Raw genomic sequence first — 17,521 nt, 5'->3', positions numbered from 1 at the left:
GCGGGAGGGACGATCAGGATCTCCCCGATCGCCTCCCACCCCGCCCTCGGAGCCGTACGTCCGGAGAACACCGGGGCATCCGGCCGCCGTCAGGCTCCCGTGACCGAGGTCAGGTAGGCGGCCGTCTTCTCGGGCTCGTAGAAGAAGTTCTCGAAGTCCGCCGGGTCGTTGAAGGCGTTGGCGAAACGATCAGCCACCGGCGGGAGCTGGCCGGCCGCGCCCAGCAGGTTCACGATGTGCTCCGGCGGCGGCCCGAGCATCGCGTTCGTCCACTTGGTGACGTACTGCGCGGTGTTCCAGTAGCGGTCGAAGGTCGCCCGCATCCACTCCTCGTCGAACTCCTTCTCGCCGTGCTCGAGGATCGAGTCGAGGTACGCGGCCGCGCACTTGGCGGCGGAGTTGGAACCCTGGCCGGTGATCGGGTCGTTGGCGACGACGACGTCCGCGACGCCGAGGACCAGTCCGCCGCCGGGGAGGCGGCCGACGGGGTTGCGGACGGTGGGCGCGTAGCGGCCGGCCAGCGTGCCGCCGGCGTCGGTCAGTTCGGCCTTCGTGGCGCGCGCGTACTCCCACGGCGTGAACTTCTCCATGAGTCCCAGGGTCAGGGAGAGGTGCTCGGCCGGGTCCTTCACGCCGTTGAAGACATCGAGGGGGCCGCCGGGTATGCCCTCCCAGAAGAGGATGTCGGCGCGGCCGGAGGTGGTGAACGTCGGCATGACGAAGAGTTCGCCGACGCCGGGGACGAGGTTGCAGCGGACCGCTTCCGTGTCCGGGTGCTCGGGGCGCGGGCCCAGACCGTGGACGTAGGAGACGGCGAGGGCGCGCTGCGGCTCGGTGTACGGGGAGCGCTCGGGGTCGCGGGCGAACATCGACACCAGCTCGCCCTTGCCCGCCGAGACCAGGACGAGGTCGTAGGCGCGGGAGAAGTAGTCGAGGTCGGAGACGGCCGCGCCGTGGATGACGAGCTGGCCGCCGCGCTGGGCGAAGATCTCCATCCAGCCGGCCATCTTCACGCGCTGGTCGACGGACTGCGCGAAGCCGTCGAGGGTGCCCACCCAGTCGATGGCGCGCTGCGTCGGGCCCGGGTCGTGCGAGCCGGGGGCCGCGACCGAGACGCCGAGTCCGGCGATCTTCGGGGCCTGGGACTCCCAGAAGTTCAGCTGGAGGTCGCGCTCGTGCTGGAGGGCGGTGTGGAACATGCACTGCGTCGACATGACCCGACCGGAGCGGATCTCGTCCGCCGTCCGGTTGGACATCAGGGTGACCTCGTACCCGTTCGACTGGAGGCCGAGGGCGAGCTGGAGACCGGACTGGCCGGCTCCGACGACGAGTATCTTCCGCATGCGGGGGACTCCTTGAAGGGCCTCGAAGCCTTGCGGGCCTCGGGGCGTTACTCGGGGGTTTCGTCGAGCGCGTGGCCCACCAGGGCCAGGAGGGTCTCGATCACCGAGATCCGGCGCCGCGCATCCATGATCATGACAGGTATGTGCGCGGGGACGGAGAGCGCCTCCCGCACGTCCTGCGGCTCGAACAGCTCGCTGCCGTCGAAGTGGTTGACGGCGACGACGTACGGCATCCCGCAGCTCTCGAAGTAGTCCAGCGCGGGGAAGGAGTCCTTCAGGCGGCGGGTGTCGGCGAGCACGACCGCGCCGATCGCGCCGCGTACCAGGTCGTCCCACATGAACCAGAACCGCTGCTGGCCCGGCGTGCCGAACAGGTAGAGCACCAGGTCGTCGTCGAGCGTGAGCCGGCCGTAGTCCATGGCCACGGTGGTGGTCAGCTTGGCGGGCGTGGCGCTGAGGTCGTCGGTCTCCGTGCTCGCCTCGGTCATCAGCGCCTCGGTCTGCAGGGGCGTGATCTCCGAGACGGTGGACACCAGTGTGGTCTTGCCGACGCCGAAGCCGCCCGCCACCACGATCTTCGTGGCGATGGGGGCCCGGGTGCGGTCCGTCTGCCAGGACTTCAGGTTCTCGTCGGTTTCGACGTCGACGAGCGGGGCGACGCCGCCGACGGAGGAGGAGGCGACGTCAGAGACGACGGAGTCCACTCAGCACCCTTTCCAGCAGAGCGCGGTCGGGACGGCCCGTACCGTGGGCGGTACCGGTGCCGTACACACGGATCTTTCCCTGGTCCGCGAGGTCGCTGAGGAGCACGCGGACCACGCCGAGCGGCATCTTCAGCAGCGCGGCGATCTCGGCCACCGTGCGCATCCGGCGGCACAGTTCGACGATGGCGCGCAGCTCCGGCATGACGGTGGTCTTCAGCGAGCCGTTCGTCAGTTCCCTGCGCTCGTCCGGGGCCTCCAGGGCGGCCACGAAGGTCTCCACGAGGAGGACGTGGCCGAAGCGGGTCCGGCCGCCGGTCAGCGAGTAGGGGCGCACCCGGGCCGGCCTGCGGTCGCCGCCGCGGACGGGGAGCTGCTGCTTGGGGGCGTCGGTCATCGGGCGCTCCCCGACGGCTCCTGCTCCAGTGACGCCCGTAGCTCACTGCGGAGTTCGGGGGTCAGGACGTGTCCGGCGCGGCCCACGAACAGGGCCATGTGGTACGCCACCACGCTCATGTCGCAGTCGGCGGAGCCGTGGACGCCGAGCAGGGAGCCGTCGCTGATCGACATCACGAAGAGGCTGCCGTGTTCCATGGCGACCATGGTGTGCTTCACCCCGCCGGACTCCATGAGCTTCGCGGCGCCGATGGTGAGGCTGCCGATGCCGGAGACGATGGTGGCGAGGTCGGCGGCGGAGCCGCGCGGGCCGGTGGGTTTGCCGCCCTGCGCCTGGCGGGCCTCGCTGTTGCGGCCCGGGTCGGAGGAGAGGAGCAACAGGCCGTCGGAGGACACGACCGCGACGGACTGGATGCCCGGCACCTCCTCCACGAGGTTGGTCAAGAGCCAGTGCAGGTTACGGGCTTCACTGCTCAGTCCGAAGGTACTCGGCGCGGTCAACTGCTTGCCTCCTCGACTGTGCCCCCCGTGTCTTTTTCGGCATGTGCGTGTGCGTCTTGAGGTGCTTGAGGTGACGGAACCCTGTTCTGGCCCGTTCGATCGGCGATCTCTGCTTCCACGTCGCGATAGCCGGCCTCCGCCCCCCGGCGGAAGCCGCCCAGACGGCGGCGGAGGGCGTCGGCGTCGACGGATCCCGGCCGCCGGTGCGGCGCCTGGGCGGGTGTGGTGATCTTGGGGGTGCGCTTGGGCAGGCCCTTGTCGGTGACGAGTTCCTCCGGCTCGTCCGGAGCGCGCTCGTGTACGTCGTCGTCTTCGTGGACCACGTCCTGCGGACGCGGCAGCAGGAGTTCCATCGTCAGCTCGGCGGAGGACTGTTCCGACGCTGGTTCCTCCGGCATCGGCCCCGCCGGTTCCGCGGCCGTCTCCTGCGCCGTCTCCTGCGCCGTTTCCCCGGCTTCGCGTACGGCCTTCTCGGCGAGCGTCACCAGCGGGTCGGCGGTGCTCTTCGAACGCCCCGGCAGGACATTGGAGTTGGCCTCCGCGTCCGCGCCCGGCAGGGTGAACACCTGGTTCGCGGCGGAGGCCGGCGCGGTCGCGGGGACCGCGGCGGCCGAGGGCACGGCAAGGAGCGGGGTCGGCAGGACCACCACGGCCGCCGTCCCGCCCTGCTTCTGGTCGCGCAACTGCACCCGCACCGCGTGCCGTTGGGCGAGCCGGGCCACGACGTACAGGCCGAGGCCGAGACCGTCCTCGCCCTCCTGCTCGTAGGGGTTGTCCGGCTCGAACTCGGCGAGGCGGGCGTTGAGCCGGGCCAGCCGTTCCTCGTCGACGCCGATGCCCTCGTCCTGGACGGAGAGCATGACCTCACCGTTCTCCAGGAGCCAGCCGGAGATCTCGACGGGGAGGTCCGGCGGGGAGAACGAGGTGGCGTTCTCCATGAGTTCGGCGAGGAGGTGGCTGAGGTCGTCGGCGGCGAAGCCGGCCACGTGCGCGTGCGGGGGCAGGGCGGCGATACGGACGCGCTCGTAGCGCTCGATCTCACTGACGGCCGCCCGGACCACGTCCACCAGCGGGACCGGGCCCGGGTGTTGCTGGACGTGTTCGGTGCCGGCCAGGACGAGGAGGTTCTCGCTGTGGCGGCGCATGACCGTGGCGAAGTGGTCGAGTTTGAAGAGGGTGGCGAGCCGGTCGGGGTCCTGCTCGCGCTCCTCCAGGGTCTCGATGACGGCGAGTTGCCGTTCCACGAGGCCGAGGGTGCGCAGGGCCAGGTTGACGAAGCTGCCGCCGATGGCTCCGCGCAGCCGCTCCAACTGGCCCATGGACTCGGCGAGTTCGGAGCGCATGCCCTCGCGGGCGTCGGCCATGTTCTGGCGCTGGCCGACGAGGTGCTTGCGGTCGGACTCCAGCGTGGTGACGCGCTCGTGGAGGGCGACGGCGTGCGCGTGCAGGGCGTTGACCGAGCGGACGACCTGGGCGAACTCGTCGTTGCGGCCGGTGAACCGGACCGGCTCCGCCTCCACCGGGTTCTCGGCCTCGGCGAGCCGGGCGGAACCGCGGCGCAGCACGGACAGCGGGAAGGTGAGGCTGCGGGCCATGCCGGTGGTGACGACGACGGCCAGCAGCATGATGGCGCCGAGCAGGGCGACCTGGATCTCCAGCGCGGTGACGTCGTCGTCGCGCAGCTGGGCGAGATCCTTGGTGCGGTGGTCGTAGAACGAGGACTCCGCGCCGCGCATCAGGTCGACGCGGGCGGTGAGCGCCGTGTCCACCTTCTTGACGTTCACACCGAGTTCGTCGTCGCCGAGCGTCGGCTGGCCGGTGAGGGCGGTCAGGTACTTCTCGGCGCCGTCGACGTCGCCGCCGGTGACCGTGGAGTCGTAGGAGTCCACCGTCTTCTCGGGCGCGGTCTCCCGGAACTCGGTGAGGGCCGCGTCGGAGCGCACCCGGGACTGCTGGGCGGCGGCCGTGAGGGCGTTGCGCTGCTCGGTGTCGGCCTTGGTGGTGACCTTCTCGTCGGCCGTCCGACCGGTGGTGGGGTCGTAGACGGACCGGGTGGTCGTGGGCACGTTCAGCGCGGCGAGCAGCAACCCGCGGGTCGCGGCGGCCTGCTGTACGGCGGTGTCGAGCTCGGCGAGGGCTTGTGCGCCGGAGCCCGCACGGGGCGGCATCTGCTCGGCGAGCCGGTCGGCGAGGCCGTGCAGCGCGGCGATGACCTTGGAGTAGGCCTGGTGCGCCTCCAGGGCGGTGCCCTTGCCGGTGAGCGCGGAGGCGCGCACGGAGGCGAGGGAGTCGAGGGCCTCGCGCAGCGTGGCGGAGACATCGGCCTCGGCGGTCAGCTCGCGGGCCTGCCGGTCCACGCGGGCGCTGCCGTCGGCGGAGGGCGTGGCGGACTTGGGGCGGCCGGCCGCGACGAAGGTGGTGACCTCGTCCCGCTCGTCCGCCACCGACTGGGCGAGGACCAGGGCGTCCTGGGTCTGTTCGGCCAGGGTGACCAGGTCCTGGGAGTCCTTCAGCTGCCCGGAGGCGGCGAGGACGCCGGGGGTCCCGGCACCGGCGATGGCCGCGGCCACCACGGCCACGGCGACGATCAGCCGGTTGCGTACATGGGTCGGACGGCCCTTGCCGACAGGGGTGCGCTCCGCGCCCCCCTCGGAGGCCGTCTTGCTGCCTGTGCGCCGAGGCCGCGTCTTCTGCACCGGTGCTCGCATTCCTGACTCGTGTACCCATGGGCCGGATGTGACGATCCGTCAATTACGGTGTACGTCCGGTTCGGTCCCCGACCCTCCCAGTGCCGGTGGGCGGGGGTCGCGCATCGCCTGCCCCGCCACCCGAAGGAGTGAACATCGGAGGGGAGTTGGCGGGCAAGTTCCTCTGGCGTGCGCTGCGCCCTTGCGGGGCGGGCCGGTTGGACGTGACGGGCGCGCTTTGAGAATATTCGCCACCACACGTTCCCGGAGCCCTTTATTCCTACCTAAAACAGGCGTCTGACCTGCGCTGCCACGGGAGTTCGGGGGTCGATGCGAGCCTTTCGCGAACGCTGTGAAGGGGTCGTGCAGACTGGCCGGATGCGTACGGAACTTGTCTCGGAGCCGGGCGATCCGGCCCGCCCCAACGAGGACTTCGCGAGTGTCGGACTTCCCGCCTGCGGACAGGGCGGTTCGGTCGTCGTCCTCGACGGGGTGACACCGCCCGGGGACGGCGGGGGCTGTCTGCATTCGGTTCCCTGGTTCACAGCACGGCTGGGCGGGGCCCTGACCGAACTGGCCGTTTCGTTCACGGATGTTCCGCTGGCCGGGGTCCTTTCCCTCGCCATTGCGCGTACCGCCGACGCCCATGCCGAAACCTGTGACCTTTCTCACCCGCGAACGCCCCAGGCGACGGTGGCCGTCGCCCGCTGGTCGGCGGAGACCGTGGAGTACCTGGTCCTGTCCGACGCGGCGCTGCTGCTCGGCGCCCCCGACGGCACGGTCACGCCGGTCCTCGACGACCGGCTGGCCCGGGTGCCGCGCGAGCGGCTGAGAAGCGCCGCGGAGGTCGACGGCACGCTGCGCAACCGGGAGGGCGGCTTCTTCACGGCCGCGGCGGATCCCTCGGTGGCCGGGCGGGCGGTGACGGGGAGCGTGCCGCGCGCCGGGGTCCGGGCCCTGGCCGCGCTGACGGACGGTGCGACGCGCTGGACCGAGACATTCCGGGAGGGCGACTGGGCGGAGCTGTTCGCCCTCGTCCGCGACGAGGGGACGCGCGCTCTGGTGGAGCGGGTGCGGCTCCTGGAGCGGGCGGACGGCGCCCGGGCGTTCCTGGGGCGGGCGAAGCCGCACGACGACGCGACGGCGGTGTACGCGGAGCTGTAGAGCAGATCCCCGGGACCGCCGGAGACTACTTCTCCATGCCCCTGTTCAGCTGTTCCAGCAGCCGGGCCAGTTCCGCGATCTCCTTGCGGTCCCAGTCGTAGAAGTGGCTGACGTACCGCTCACGGCGGGCCTCGCGGACCCGGCGCACCCGGGTGCGGCCCTCCTCGGTGAGGTCGACGAGCCAGGCACGGCCGTCCGCCGGATCGGGGGCGCGGGCGACCAGGCCGAGCTGTTCCAGGGCGCGCAGCTGGCGGGACATGGTGGCCTTGCCGACGCCGATGTAGGCGGCCAGTTCGGTGGCGCGCTGCCGCCCGCACTCCTCCAGCCGGACGAGCAGGCCGTACGCGGCGGACTCCAGGTCGGGGTGGACCTCGCGGGCCATCTCGCCCTGGTTGGCGCGGGCGCGGCGCAGCAGCACCGTCAGCTCCCGCTCCAGGGAGAGGAACTCCCGGTCGCCCTGCTCGACTCCGCGCGGCGACGCCCCGCCGTTCTCCGTCTCGTGCACGTCAGCACTCCTGTTCCGTTTCCACCGGTCGCCCGCCATCGCCGCAGCTCACTAAGTATTCCGCAGCCGCGACCCGGCGTCGCCGCCCCAGACCCGCCGACTCCCCCACCGCCCCGGTGTGCGGCGAAGGCCCGGCGTTCCCTCGCGGGGGCCGGGCCTTCGTCTTCATCTTCCGGTCGCGTCCGTCACGCCGCTACCGGAACCTCCGGCTTCGCGCCGTTCGTGGCGGGCGCGAGCGCCAGCTCGAGGACCTGGCGGACGTCCGTGACGGCGTGGACGTCGAGCTTCTCCAGCACCTCCGCCGGGACGTCGTCCAGGTCGGGCTCGTTGCGCTTGGGAATGACGACGGTCGTCACTCCCGCGCGGTGGGCGGCGAGAAGCTTCTGCTTGACGCCGCCGATCGGCAGCACCCGCCCGGTCAGGGACACCTCGCCGGTCATCGCCACGTCCGTGCGGACCAGGCGGCCGGACAGCAGGGACGCCAGGGCCGTCGTCATCGTGACGCCGGCGCTCGGGCCGTCCTTGGGGACCGCGCCCGCCGGGAAGTGGATGTGCACGCCCCGGTCCTTCAGGTCGCCGACGGGCAGCTCCAGCTCCGCGCCGCGCGACCGCAGGAAGCTCAGCGCGATCTGCGCCGACTCCTTCATCACGTCGCCGAGCTGACCGGTCAGGGTCAGTCCCGCCGCGCCCGTCTCCGGGTCGGCCAGGGAGGCCTCGACGTAGAGGACGTCTCCGCCGGCGCCGGTGACCGCGAGCCCGGTCGCGACGCCCGGCACGGCCGTACGGCGCTCGGCCGGGTCCTGGGCCGCCTCGGGCACATGGTGCGGGCGTCCGATGAGCCCGCGCAGATCCTCGTCGGTGATGGTGAACGGCAGCTTCCGCTCGCCCAGTTCGTGCTGGGCGGCGACCTTGCGCAGCAGCCGCGCGATGGACCGCTCCAGGGTGCGCACGCCCGCCTCGCGGGTGTACTCGCCGGCCAGCTTGCGCAGCGCGCTCTCCTCCAGGACGACCTCGTCCCGGTTCAGGCCGGCCCGCTCCAGCTGGCGCGGGAGCAGGTGGTCACGGGCGATGACGACCTTCTCGTCCTCGGTGTAGCCGTCGAGGCGGACCAGCTCCATACGGTCGAGCAGGGCCTCCGGGATGGCCTCCAGGACGTTGGCGGTGGCCAGGAAGACGACGTCCGACAGGTCCAGCTCCACCTCCAGGTAGTGGTCCCGGAAGGTGTGGTTCTGCGCCGGGTCCAGCACTTCCAGCAGGGCGGCCGCCGGGTCGCCCCGGAAGTCGGAGCCGACCTTGTCGATCTCGTCGAGCAGGACCACCGGGTTCATCGACCCGGCCTCCTTGATCGCGCGCACGATCCGGCCGGGCAGCGCACCGACGTACGTACGCCGGTGGCCGCGGATCTCGGCCTCGTCACGGACGCCGCCGAGGGCGACCCGGACGAACTTCCGCCCCATCGCGTGCGCGACGGACTCGCCGAGCGAGGTCTTGCCGACACCGGGCGGGCCGACGAGGGCCAGCACGGCACCGCCGCGCCGTCCGCCCACGACCCCCAGGCCGCGCTCGCTGCGCCGCTTGCGCACCGCCAGGTACTCGGTGATGCGCTCCTTCACGTCCTCCAGACCGGCGTGCTCGGCGTCGAGCACGCGCTGGGCGCCCTGGATGTCGTACTCGTCCTCGGTGCGTTCGTTCCACGGCAGTTCGAGGACGGTGTCCAGCCAGGTCCGGATCCAGGAGCCCTCGGGCGACTGGTCGCTGGACCGCTCCAGCTTGTCGACCTCCTTGAGGGCGGCCTCGCGGACCTTCTCGGGCAGGTCGGCGGCCTCCACACGGGTGCGGTAGTCGTCGGACTCCTCGCCCTCCTGCTCGCCGTTGAGCTCGCGCAGCTCCTTGCGTACGGCTTCCAGCTGGCGGCGCAGCAGGAACTCCCGCTGCTGCTTGTCGACGCCTTCCTGGACGTCCTTGGCGATGGTCTCGGCCACGTCCTGCTCGGCGAGGTGGTCGCGCAGCTGCTGGGTGGCGAGCTTGAGTCGAGCCACCGGGTCGGCGGTCTCCAGGAGCTCGACCTTCTGCTCGGTGGTCAGGAAGGGCGAGTAGCCGGAGTTGTCGGCGAGCGCGGAGACGTCGTCGATGGCCTGGACCCGGTCGACGACCTGCCAGGCGCCGCGCTTGCGCAGCCAGGCGGTGGCCAGGGCCTTGTACTCCTTGACGAGTTCGGCGACCTGACCCGGCAGCGGCTCGGGCACGGACTCGTCGATGCGGAGGCCCTCGACCCAGAGTGCCGCGCCCGGACCGGTCGTCCCGGCGCCGATCTGCACGCGCCCGCGGCCACGGATCAGCGCGCCCGGGTCGCCGTCGGCCAGCCGGCCGACCTGTTCGACGGTACCGAGCACACCGGTGCTCGCGTACGTCCCGTCGATGCGCGGCACGAGCAGCACCCGCGGCTTTCCGCCCCCGGAACGGGCGGCGGCCTGCGCGGCCTCCACGGCGGCGCGCACATCGGTGTCATTGAGGTCCAGCGGAACCACCATGCCGGGGAGCACGACCTCGTCGTCGAGGGGCAGCACGGGCAGAGTGAGCGATGTGGACGTCGAAGCCATGATCTCCCCTTAGGCAGTCAAGTTGAGCTATGCCGACTCAATGCACGGGCGCCCGCGATTGTTCCCCGCCCCCCGCGACGTTCGCTGTGGGCGATCACGACGAACCACGACGAACAGGAAGGGCGATATGACACCCCGGACACCCCGGCCGGCCCGGTCCCCGACGGCTACCGGCAGCGCACCTGGTCGCGGGGCGGCGTGATCCGCACGATGATCGCCGCCCCCGACGGCTCGCCGGCCGCGCGCGGCCAGATCGCGCCGACCGGCGAGACCGCGGTCGCCGACCGGATAGCGACCGACCCCGCGCACCGCCGGCGCGGACTCGGCACCCTCGTGATGCGCACGCTCCAGCGCGCGGCCGCCGAACAGGGCGCCCGGACCGGTGTCCTGGCCGGGTCACCGCAGGGACGGGCACGGTACGGGTCGCTCGGCTGGAGCGTCGTGTCGCCCATGACCAGCGCGCGGTTCACGGGAGCGGAAGCGGGCTGACCCGGGGGCTCCGGGAGCGCGTCCGGGCCGTGGGGCGGGAACCGGGCGTCCGACCCCAGGGAGCCCGGGGGGGCGCCCGGACCGTGGAGCCGGAGCCGGCGGCCGGCCCCGCGAGCCCCGGGGGGGCGCGTCCGGGGGTGGTCCGCGACCGGGTGTGCCTCCTTGCTACAGGCTGTCCTCACCCCGCTCCCTCCACTTACGGAAATCACCCCGAAGCCGCTCTTCGCCCCCACGACAATGCGCACATGACCGATGACTGGAAGCGACGGCTCGACGCGCTGCACGACGAACTGGTCCGCCGGGACGACCCCGTGGCCTGGGTGACGGAGGCGGACGCCGTCGAGGCGTCCCGGCGCTACCCGCACCTCGCGCTGCGCGGTCCCGTCTTCGGTGTCGCCGCCCACGACCCGTCCGCCGCGCAGCCGCACTGGCGGCTGGTGAAACCGGTGATGGACGGCATGCCCCAGCAGGCCAGGGACGGGCTGAACTCGCATCTGTGGTTCACGGCGAAGGACCGCACCGACGACCCGGCCGAGCGCCGCGCGCTGCTCGCGGCGGTGTCGGTGCTGGAGCGGGACCCGGCCGACGAGGTGGAGGCGCTGGGCGTGCGCTACCGGGTCGTGCGCGGTGACGAGTTCGCCCGGACCGGCGACGACGGTCTGGAGCCACCCCGGCCCACCGACCCGGAGCCGGCGGTGCCGTCGTGGGAGGAGCGTGGGCGGGCCCCGGCGCCGGATGTCGGGTTCGTGCTCGACCCGGGCCGGGACGAGGGTCCGATGGCGGGCGCGCTGCGGCTGGGCCTGCGCGACTTCGTGTACACGGGCGCCCGCTTCCCCGCCGAGGTGCGCGCGGACTCCGTGCGGGCGGCGGCCACCCATGAGGACGTCGTGCGGCTGCCCGTGGGCTTCGCGGTGGCCGAGCGCGGCGCCTTGGGCTGCTGGACCCCGTGCGGCTCCCTCCACCCCACCCCGCACGACGCGCGCCGCGCCCTGTACGACGGGATGGCCGGCGTGTGGGCGACGCTCCACCGCTACGACGAGCGGCGCACGGCCCGGTACGCGCACGCGGCCGAGGAGTTCCGGGCGGCCGGGCGGGCCGACGAGGCGAGCGTGGAGGACCGGCTGTTCCGGATCTGCCGGGTCGAGCGGATGGTCCGCATGGGCCCGGACGGGCCGGAGCCGCCCCGGCCGACCGACGTCGACGAGTACGGGCCGATGAAGCTGCACCCGACCCTGTGCGAGGACGGCACCGTCCGGCACGACGACTGACCCCGGCCGACCGCCACACCATCGCAAGGCCCTCGGTACGCGCCCGCAACGGAACTCACAGGCAACTCACGCACACTGCAAGCCGATTCACAGCGAGTGAGCGAGTACGTGAGTGACTGGGTCCGGGGGGCGCATGAGCAGGACATCCGACACGCGTGCGGACCGCCGGCCGAGCCGGCGCACCCTCCTCGCCGGAGCCACCGCGATCGGCGCGGCGGCCGTCGCGACCCCCCTCGCCGTGCACGCGAGCCGGGCCGGCGGCGAAGGACGGCCCCAGGCCGCCGTCACCCCGTCCCCCGCGACCCGCCGAGGTGCCCGCCCGCGTTCCGACGACCGCCCGAACATCCTGTTCGTCCTCACCGACGACCAGCCCAAGGAGACCGACTGGGCGCTGCGCCGGACCCTCGGCTGGCTCGGCCGCGACGGCGTCACCTTCGCCCGCGCCCACGCCAACACCCCGCTGTGCGCGCCCTCCAGGGCCTCGATCATGTCCGGCCGGTACGCCCACCACCACGGCGTCCTCGACACCCGCCACCCCTACCACCTGGACCAGCGCACCACCGTCCAGCGGCGGCTGCGCGAGGCCGGCTACCGCACCGGCCTGTTCGGCAAGTACCTCAACTTCTGGCACCCCGCCGACAACCCGCCCCACTTCGACGAGTGGCTCCTGCAGGAACCCGTGGCCTACGACAACGGCCACTACAACGACGGCGGAACCGTCCGCACCATCCCCGGCTACAACACCACCGTCATCAAGAACCGCGCCCTCGCCTTCATCGAGCGGTCCCGCACGGACTCCCGCCCCTGGTTCGCGTACGTCGCCACGCGCGCGGCGCACGAGGTGAACATCCCGGAGAAGAGGTACGCGTACACGCGCGTGCCGGAGTGGCAGGGCCGCGCGTCGGTCTTCGAGACCGACCGGAGCGACAAGCCGCCGTACCTCCGCGAGGCCGCCCACTCCTTCGCCGAGGGCCGGGCCCTGCGCGAACGGCAGTTGCGCACCCTGCTCTCCGTGGACGACGCGATGGGCGACTTCCACGACAAGCTGCGCGAGCTCGGCCAGCTGGAGAACACCCTGGTGCTGTTCACCAGCGACCACGGGCTGTGCTGGGGCGACCACGGCTGGCTGCGCAAGTCGGTGCCGTACCGGCCGAGCCTGGAGGTGCCGTTCCTGATGTCATGGCCGGCCGGCGGGCCGGCCGGGGGCGCCACGGACGACCGGCTCACCTGCCATGTCGACATCGCGCCCACCTTCCTCGCCGCGGCCGGCGTCACCCCCGACACCCCGCACGACGGGCACTCCCTCCTCGACGCCCGCAACGACCGCGACCACCTCCTCGCCGAGTGGTGGTGGAACCGTCAGGACAAGGTGCCGGTCCACAACTGGGCGTCGTACATCGGGAAGACCGAGCAGTACACCGAGTACTACCGGGGCCGCCTCGGCCCGGACGGCCGTCCGCGCGGCAGCGGCGAGGTCGTCTTCCGCGAGTACTACGACCTGCGCGCGGACCCTTACCAGCTGACCAACCTCCTGCACGGGGTGTCTCCGGCGGTGGAGCGCCGTCTGGGCGTGCGGGAGCTTGCCCGGGGGCTGGCGGCGGCCCGAAGCGGCTAGGCCCGCTCCCGGCGCCAGCGCCGTACCCGGGGCCAGGCGGCCATGCCTGTCGCCAGGGCGATCAGGTGGCCCCAGTTGGTCATCGGGTCCGTGAAGGCGATCAGGTCCTGGAGCAGCATGCCGCCGAACGCGGCGAGCAGCGGCCAGCGCAGCCAGGGGCGCAGCAGGCCCGCCAGGGCGCCCACGCTCGTGGCGACGCCGAAGCTGATGCCGTAGTCGAGGCGGTGGAGCGAGCTGTCGGGGAGGTCGCCCACCAGGACGGCGAGGCCTACCGGGACCTCGGTCGCGAGGGTGGCCAGGACATGGCCGACCAGGAAGACGACGGCAGTCCGGGTGCCGCCGAGGCGCCGCTCCAGCGCGGTGAGGACGACGAGGAAGCCGAGCACGAAGGGGGAGGTGAAACCACCTGCCACCCACAGCGCGCTGGCGATCAGGACGAGTACCGGTTCGCGCAGCAGATGGGCCACGTCCGTGCTGGAGCCCTGGTGGAGGGCGTGCACGAGGGCGGGGTCGGCGTGTGCGGCGACGTAGGAGGTGAGGGCGAGGACGGCGGCGTAGGAGAGGGTGAAGGGGACGGGGATCCGGGGAAACCGGCGTCGGGGGCTCGCCGGGATCCGCCGGAGGGCGCGCTGTGCGGGGATGCCGTCCAGCGAGCCGGAGACCACCGTGGGTTCCACTGAGAGGCACTCCTTCCGTTTCACCTCCCAAGCCTTCGCGCCCGAGCTGTCCGCTGTCTGTGACCGGGGCCACGCGGGGGTCGATTCTCAGCAGACTCTGAGGGAGCCCCGAACATTCACAGGCCCTCACACAATCGGCGCACAGGAGTACGTCAACATCACATCCGCCCTCACCCGCGACCGGCCGGCCCCTCTTAATTCCGTCAACAGTCGGTCAAGGAAATGCCACGATGGGGCGATGACCATCCCGCACGACATCCCCTTCGAGAGCCCTTTACGGACCCCCGTCGAGACCCCCGAGGTTCTGGACCGTCGCGAGGGTCCCTACGGCGAAGTGGTGCTGCGCCGGCACGGGGAACTGCTCCAGATCATCGCCAACGGCTGCTTCCTGATGGACACCTCCGACGGGCGCTCGGAGCGCCTGCTCGTCGACGCCGCGCTGGGCGCCCTGCCCGGTGACCGCGAGGCCCCCGACCTGCTGATCGGCGGTCTGGGCGTGGGGTTCTCGCTCGTACACGCCGTCGGTTCCCGGTGGGGCCGGATCACCGTCGTGGAGCGCGAGCGGGCCGTCGTCGACTGGCACCGGGACGGGCCGCTGGCGGCGATTTCCGGGCGGTCGCTCGCCGATCCGCGGACGGACGTCGTGGAGGCGGATCTGCTCGACCACCTCCGTGAGACATCCGACACGTTCGACGCGGTGTGCCTCGACATCGACAACGGCCCGGGCTGGACCGTCACCGAGGGCAACGAAAGCCTGTATTCGCCTGCCGGACTCGCAGGCTGCGCGCGGGTGTTGAGACCCGGTGGCGTACTGGCCGTCTGGTCCGCGCAGCCCTCTCCGGAATTCGAGGGAACCTTGAGAAATGCCGGGTTCCAGCGGGTGCGTACCGAAGAGATCCCCGTTGCCCGAGGCGTGCCCGACGTCGTACACCTCGCCGTAAGACCTGGATAGCAAAGCCGCCGTGACTCCCCGTACGCTGCATCCCTGTGACGCCGATCATTTACGCGTCAACCGCAGTCATGCGCAAACATGGGATCACCCCACTGGTTCCGAAAAGCTCACTCAGGGGCGGGCGATGGAGACGACACACACCTCGCACAATGGCACGACGACGGCGACCCCCGGCGCGCAGCGGCGCGTCCTGGTGGTCGAGGACGACCCGACGATCGTCGATGCCATCGCGGCCCGCCTGCGCGCCGAGGGATTCCTCGTGCAAACGGCGGGTGACGGCCCCGCGGCCGTCGACACCGCCGAGGCCTGGCAGCCCGATCTGCTGATCCTCGACATCATGCTGCCCGGCTTCGACGGTCTGGAGGTCTGCCGCAGAGTGCAGGCCGCCCGTCCGGTGCCGGTGCTGATGCTCACCGCGCGCGACGACGAGACCGACATGCTGGTCGGGCTCGGCGTGGGCGCCGACGACTACATGACCAAGCCGTTCTCGATGCGGGAGCTGGCCGCGCGCGTGCATGTGCTGCTGCGCCGGGTGGAGCGGGCCGCCATCGCGGCCACCACGCCGCGCAGCGGGATCCTGCGCCTCGGTGAGCTGGAGATCGACCACGCGCAGCGCCGGGTGCGGGTGCGCTCGGAGGACGTGCATCTCACGCCCACCGAGTTCGACCTGCTGGTCTGCCTGGCGAACACCCCGCGCGCGGTGCTCTCCCGTGAGCAGCTGCTTGCCGAGGTCTGGGACTGGGCGGACGCCTCCGGGACCCGCACGGTCGACAGCCACATCAAGGCGCTGCGCCGGAAGATCGGCGCCGAGCGGATCCGCACGGTGCACGGCGTGGGCTACGCGCTGGAGACACCTACGCCATGAGCGGCGCGGACGGACCGAGAAGCCCCGCTCCCGGACCCGGGGAGCCCTGGGGCGGAGTGCGCCCGTTCTCGATCAAGACCAAGCTGGGCGCGCTGGTCGTCATCTCGGTACTGATCACCACCGGTCTGTCGATGATCGCGGTGCACACCAAGACGGAACTGCGCTTCATCACCGTCTTCTCGATGATCGCCACCCTGCTGATCACGCAGTTCGTGGCCCATTCGCTCACCGCGCCGCTGGACGAGATGAACACGGTCGCCCGCTCCATCTCGCACGGCGACTACACCCGCCGGGTGCGTGAGAACCGCCGGGACGAGCTGGGCGACCTGGCCCAGACGATCAACGTCATGGCGGACGAGCTGGAGGCGCAGGACCGTCAGCGCAAGGAGCTGGTGGCCAACGTCTCGCACGAGCTGCGCACCCCGATCGCGGGTCTGCGCGCCGTCCTGGAGAACGTGGTCGACGGCATCGCCGAGGCCGACCCCGAGACGATGCGTACGGCGCTGAAGCAGACCGAGCGGCTCGGACGGCTTGTGGAGACGCTGCTGGACCTCTCCCGCCTCGACAACGGCGTCGTACCGCTGCGCAGGCGGCGGTTCGAGGTGTGGCCGTATCTGTCGGGCGTGCTGAAGGAGGCCAACATGGTCGCCTCGGCTCGGGCGACCATGGGCTCGGGCGGCAGTCACACCCGCACCGACGTCCATCTGCACCTGGACGTCTTCCCGCCGGAACTGACCGCGCACGCGGACCCCGAGCGCATCCACCAGGTCGTCGCGAACCTGATCGACAACGCGGTCAAGCACAGCCCTCCGCACGGCCGGGTCACGGTCCGGGCGCGGCGCGGCCCGCAGGCGGAGTCGCTGGAGCTGGAGGTCATGGACGAGGGGCCGGGCATTCCGCGCTCCGAGTGGCGCCGGGTCTTCGAGCGCTTCAACCGGGGCGCCGTCCGCAGGCCGCACGGTCCGGGCAGCGACGGCGGCACGGGACTGGGCCTGGCCATCGCCCGCTGGGCGGTGGATCTGCACGGCGGCCGGATCGGGGTGGCCGAATCTGATCGAGGTTGCCGGATTCTTATCACCCTTCCGGGAGAGCCATCTCTGCCAAGTTGACGTAAAGTGCGAAGCGGAGCCACAAGATCCACGGACGTTCGCGCTGTCGGACACGTGTGAGGGGGCGGCTGCCCGGCCCAGGTCGGCACGGGTTCGCACAAAGTCCGCCCGTTTGGTGTGCCCTACCTGCGTCAACGCATCGTCTTCAGACCGCAACCGCGCTTGTTTCCCGCCATTTCCACCCCCGAAACGCACTTTCCGATGTGACTTACGCGACGAAGCACCGGCTCGACCTGACCTTGGTGCTCTTGGAGGCGTAGCCTTAATTCCCGCTGTCCATCACCTTGTGAAGCGGAAGAGGGCGGTTGCCGCCGTGTCGCCACAGTCCCCCAGTAACTCGAACATCTCGACCGACGCAGACCAAGCGGGCAAGAACCCCGCGGCCGCGTTCGGGCCGAACGAGTGGCTCGTCGACGAGATCTATCAGCAGTACCTCCAGGACCCGAATTCGGTAGACCGTGCCTGGTGGGACTTCTTCGCCGACTACAAGCCAGGGGCCGCCGCGCCCTCGGCTCCGGCGGGTACTGCGGCCGCGGGGGCCGCAGGGACCACCACCACGGCCGCGGCGCCCGCCGCCCCGGCCGCGCAGGCCGCTCCCGCCGCCCCGGCCGCCGTGGCGGCTCCGGCGGCCCCCGCCGCCCCTGCGCCG

General features: G+C 71.8%; 15 protein-coding genes and 1 pseudogene. 8 read left to right on the top strand and 8 right to left on the bottom strand.

The window, feature by feature from the left end:
• Positions 1-89 precede the first annotated feature (89 nt).
• Genes ACFPIH_RS31830 through ACFPIH_RS31810 form a run of 5 tightly spaced genes read right to left on the bottom strand, consistent with a single transcriptional unit; the run spans position 90 to position 5,637 of the window.
• Positions 90-1,343, bottom strand: coding sequence for a styrene monooxygenase/indole monooxygenase family protein (locus tag ACFPIH_RS31830; RefSeq protein ID WP_381180630.1), 1,254 nt, complete (start codon positions 1,341-1,343; stop codon positions 90-92).
• A gap of 47 nt (positions 1,344-1,390) precedes the next feature.
• Entirely contained in the window at positions 1,391-2,047 is a 657-nt protein-coding gene (locus ACFPIH_RS31825) for a GTP-binding protein (protein ID WP_381180632.1), read from the bottom strand.
• Positions 2,028-2,441 carry a DUF742 domain-containing protein gene (locus ACFPIH_RS31820; protein ID WP_381180634.1) on the bottom strand — a complete coding sequence of 138 codons (414 nt, stop codon included), beginning with the start codon at positions 2,439-2,441 and terminating at the stop codon, positions 2,028-2,030. Before ACFPIH_RS31820 ends, ACFPIH_RS31825 begins: the two co-directional genes overlap by 20 nt.
• Complete coding sequence (locus tag ACFPIH_RS31815; protein WP_381180636.1) at positions 2,438-2,941, bottom strand: roadblock/LC7 domain-containing protein; 504 nt, start codon at positions 2,939-2,941, stop codon at positions 2,438-2,440. The genes ACFPIH_RS31820 and ACFPIH_RS31815 overlap by 4 nt, the downstream gene beginning before the upstream one ends.
• Positions 2,938-5,637, bottom strand: a complete 2,700-nt coding sequence (locus tag ACFPIH_RS31810; RefSeq protein ID WP_381180638.1) for a sensor histidine kinase — start codon at positions 5,635-5,637, stop codon at positions 2,938-2,940. The genes ACFPIH_RS31815 and ACFPIH_RS31810 overlap by 4 nt, the downstream gene beginning before the upstream one ends.
• Before the next feature lie 369 nt (positions 5,638-6,006).
• Between ACFPIH_RS31810 and ACFPIH_RS31805 the strand changes: the two genes are divergently transcribed.
• Entirely contained in the window at positions 6,007-6,792 is a 786-nt protein-coding gene (locus ACFPIH_RS31805) for a hypothetical protein (RefSeq protein ID WP_381180640.1), read from the top strand.
• 25 nt (positions 6,793-6,817) lie between these two features.
• On the opposite strand, the gene ACFPIH_RS31800 is transcribed toward ACFPIH_RS31805, so the two are convergent.
• The gene (locus ACFPIH_RS31800; RefSeq protein ID WP_381180641.1) at positions 6,818-7,297 is read right to left on the bottom strand and encodes a MarR family winged helix-turn-helix transcriptional regulator; all 480 of its coding nucleotides are present in this window, start codon (positions 7,295-7,297) and stop codon (positions 6,818-6,820) included.
• Between the two features lie 185 nt (positions 7,298-7,482).
• Entirely contained in the window at positions 7,483-9,897 is a 2,415-nt protein-coding gene (gene lon, locus ACFPIH_RS31795) for an endopeptidase La (protein ID WP_381180643.1), read from the bottom strand.
• Positions 9,898-10,050: 153 nt separating this feature from the next.
• Here lon and ACFPIH_RS31790 point away from each other — a divergent pair.
• From ACFPIH_RS31790 to ACFPIH_RS31780, 3 genes and pseudogenes are all read left to right on the top strand, one after another.
• Positions 10,051-10,386 (top strand): annotated as a pseudogene (locus ACFPIH_RS31790) (GNAT family N-acetyltransferase); the annotation flags it as partial.
• 245 nt (positions 10,387-10,631) lie between these two features.
• Positions 10,632-11,654, top strand: coding sequence for a DUF5954 family protein (locus ACFPIH_RS31785; RefSeq protein WP_381180644.1), 1,023 nt, complete (start codon positions 10,632-10,634; stop codon positions 11,652-11,654).
• A gap of 133 nt (positions 11,655-11,787) precedes the next feature.
• Positions 11,788-13,269 (top strand): sulfatase family protein, encoded by a 1,482-nt coding sequence (locus ACFPIH_RS31780; RefSeq protein WP_381180646.1) that lies wholly within the window; start codon positions 11,788-11,790, stop codon positions 13,267-13,269.
• Here ACFPIH_RS31780 and ACFPIH_RS31775 read toward each other — a convergent pair.
• Entirely contained in the window at positions 13,266-13,946 is a 681-nt protein-coding gene (locus ACFPIH_RS31775; protein ID WP_381180648.1) for a rhomboid-like protein, read from the bottom strand. The genes ACFPIH_RS31780 and ACFPIH_RS31775 overlap by 4 nt on opposite strands.
• Before the next feature lie 238 nt (positions 13,947-14,184).
• Between ACFPIH_RS31775 and ACFPIH_RS31770 the strand changes: the two genes are divergently transcribed.
• From ACFPIH_RS31770 to ACFPIH_RS31755, 4 genes are all read left to right on the top strand, one after another.
• Positions 14,185-14,898, top strand: coding sequence for a spermine/spermidine synthase domain-containing protein (locus ACFPIH_RS31770; protein WP_381180650.1), 714 nt, complete (start codon positions 14,185-14,187; stop codon positions 14,896-14,898).
• A 124-nt stretch (positions 14,899-15,022) separates the two neighbouring features.
• A complete protein-coding gene (locus tag ACFPIH_RS31765; RefSeq protein ID WP_133912456.1) occupies positions 15,023-15,763 on the top strand; it encodes a response regulator transcription factor in 741 nt (246 codons plus the stop codon).
• Positions 15,760-16,872 (top strand): HAMP domain-containing sensor histidine kinase, encoded by a 1,113-nt coding sequence (locus tag ACFPIH_RS31760; RefSeq protein WP_381180652.1) that lies wholly within the window; start codon positions 15,760-15,762, stop codon positions 16,870-16,872. Before ACFPIH_RS31765 ends, ACFPIH_RS31760 begins: the two co-directional genes overlap by 4 nt.
• Positions 16,873-17,185: 313 nt before the next feature.
• A partial coding sequence (locus ACFPIH_RS31755; protein ID WP_385877966.1) for a 2-oxoglutarate dehydrogenase E1 subunit family protein occupies positions 17,186-17,521 on the top strand: 336 nt, incomplete at its 3' end.

Source organism: Streptomyces vulcanius (assembly GCF_042653945.1).
GTDB lineage: Bacteria > Actinomycetota > Actinomycetes > Streptomycetales > Streptomycetaceae > Streptomyces > Streptomyces mangrovi.
This window is presented reverse-complemented; position numbering and strand designations above follow the sequence as displayed.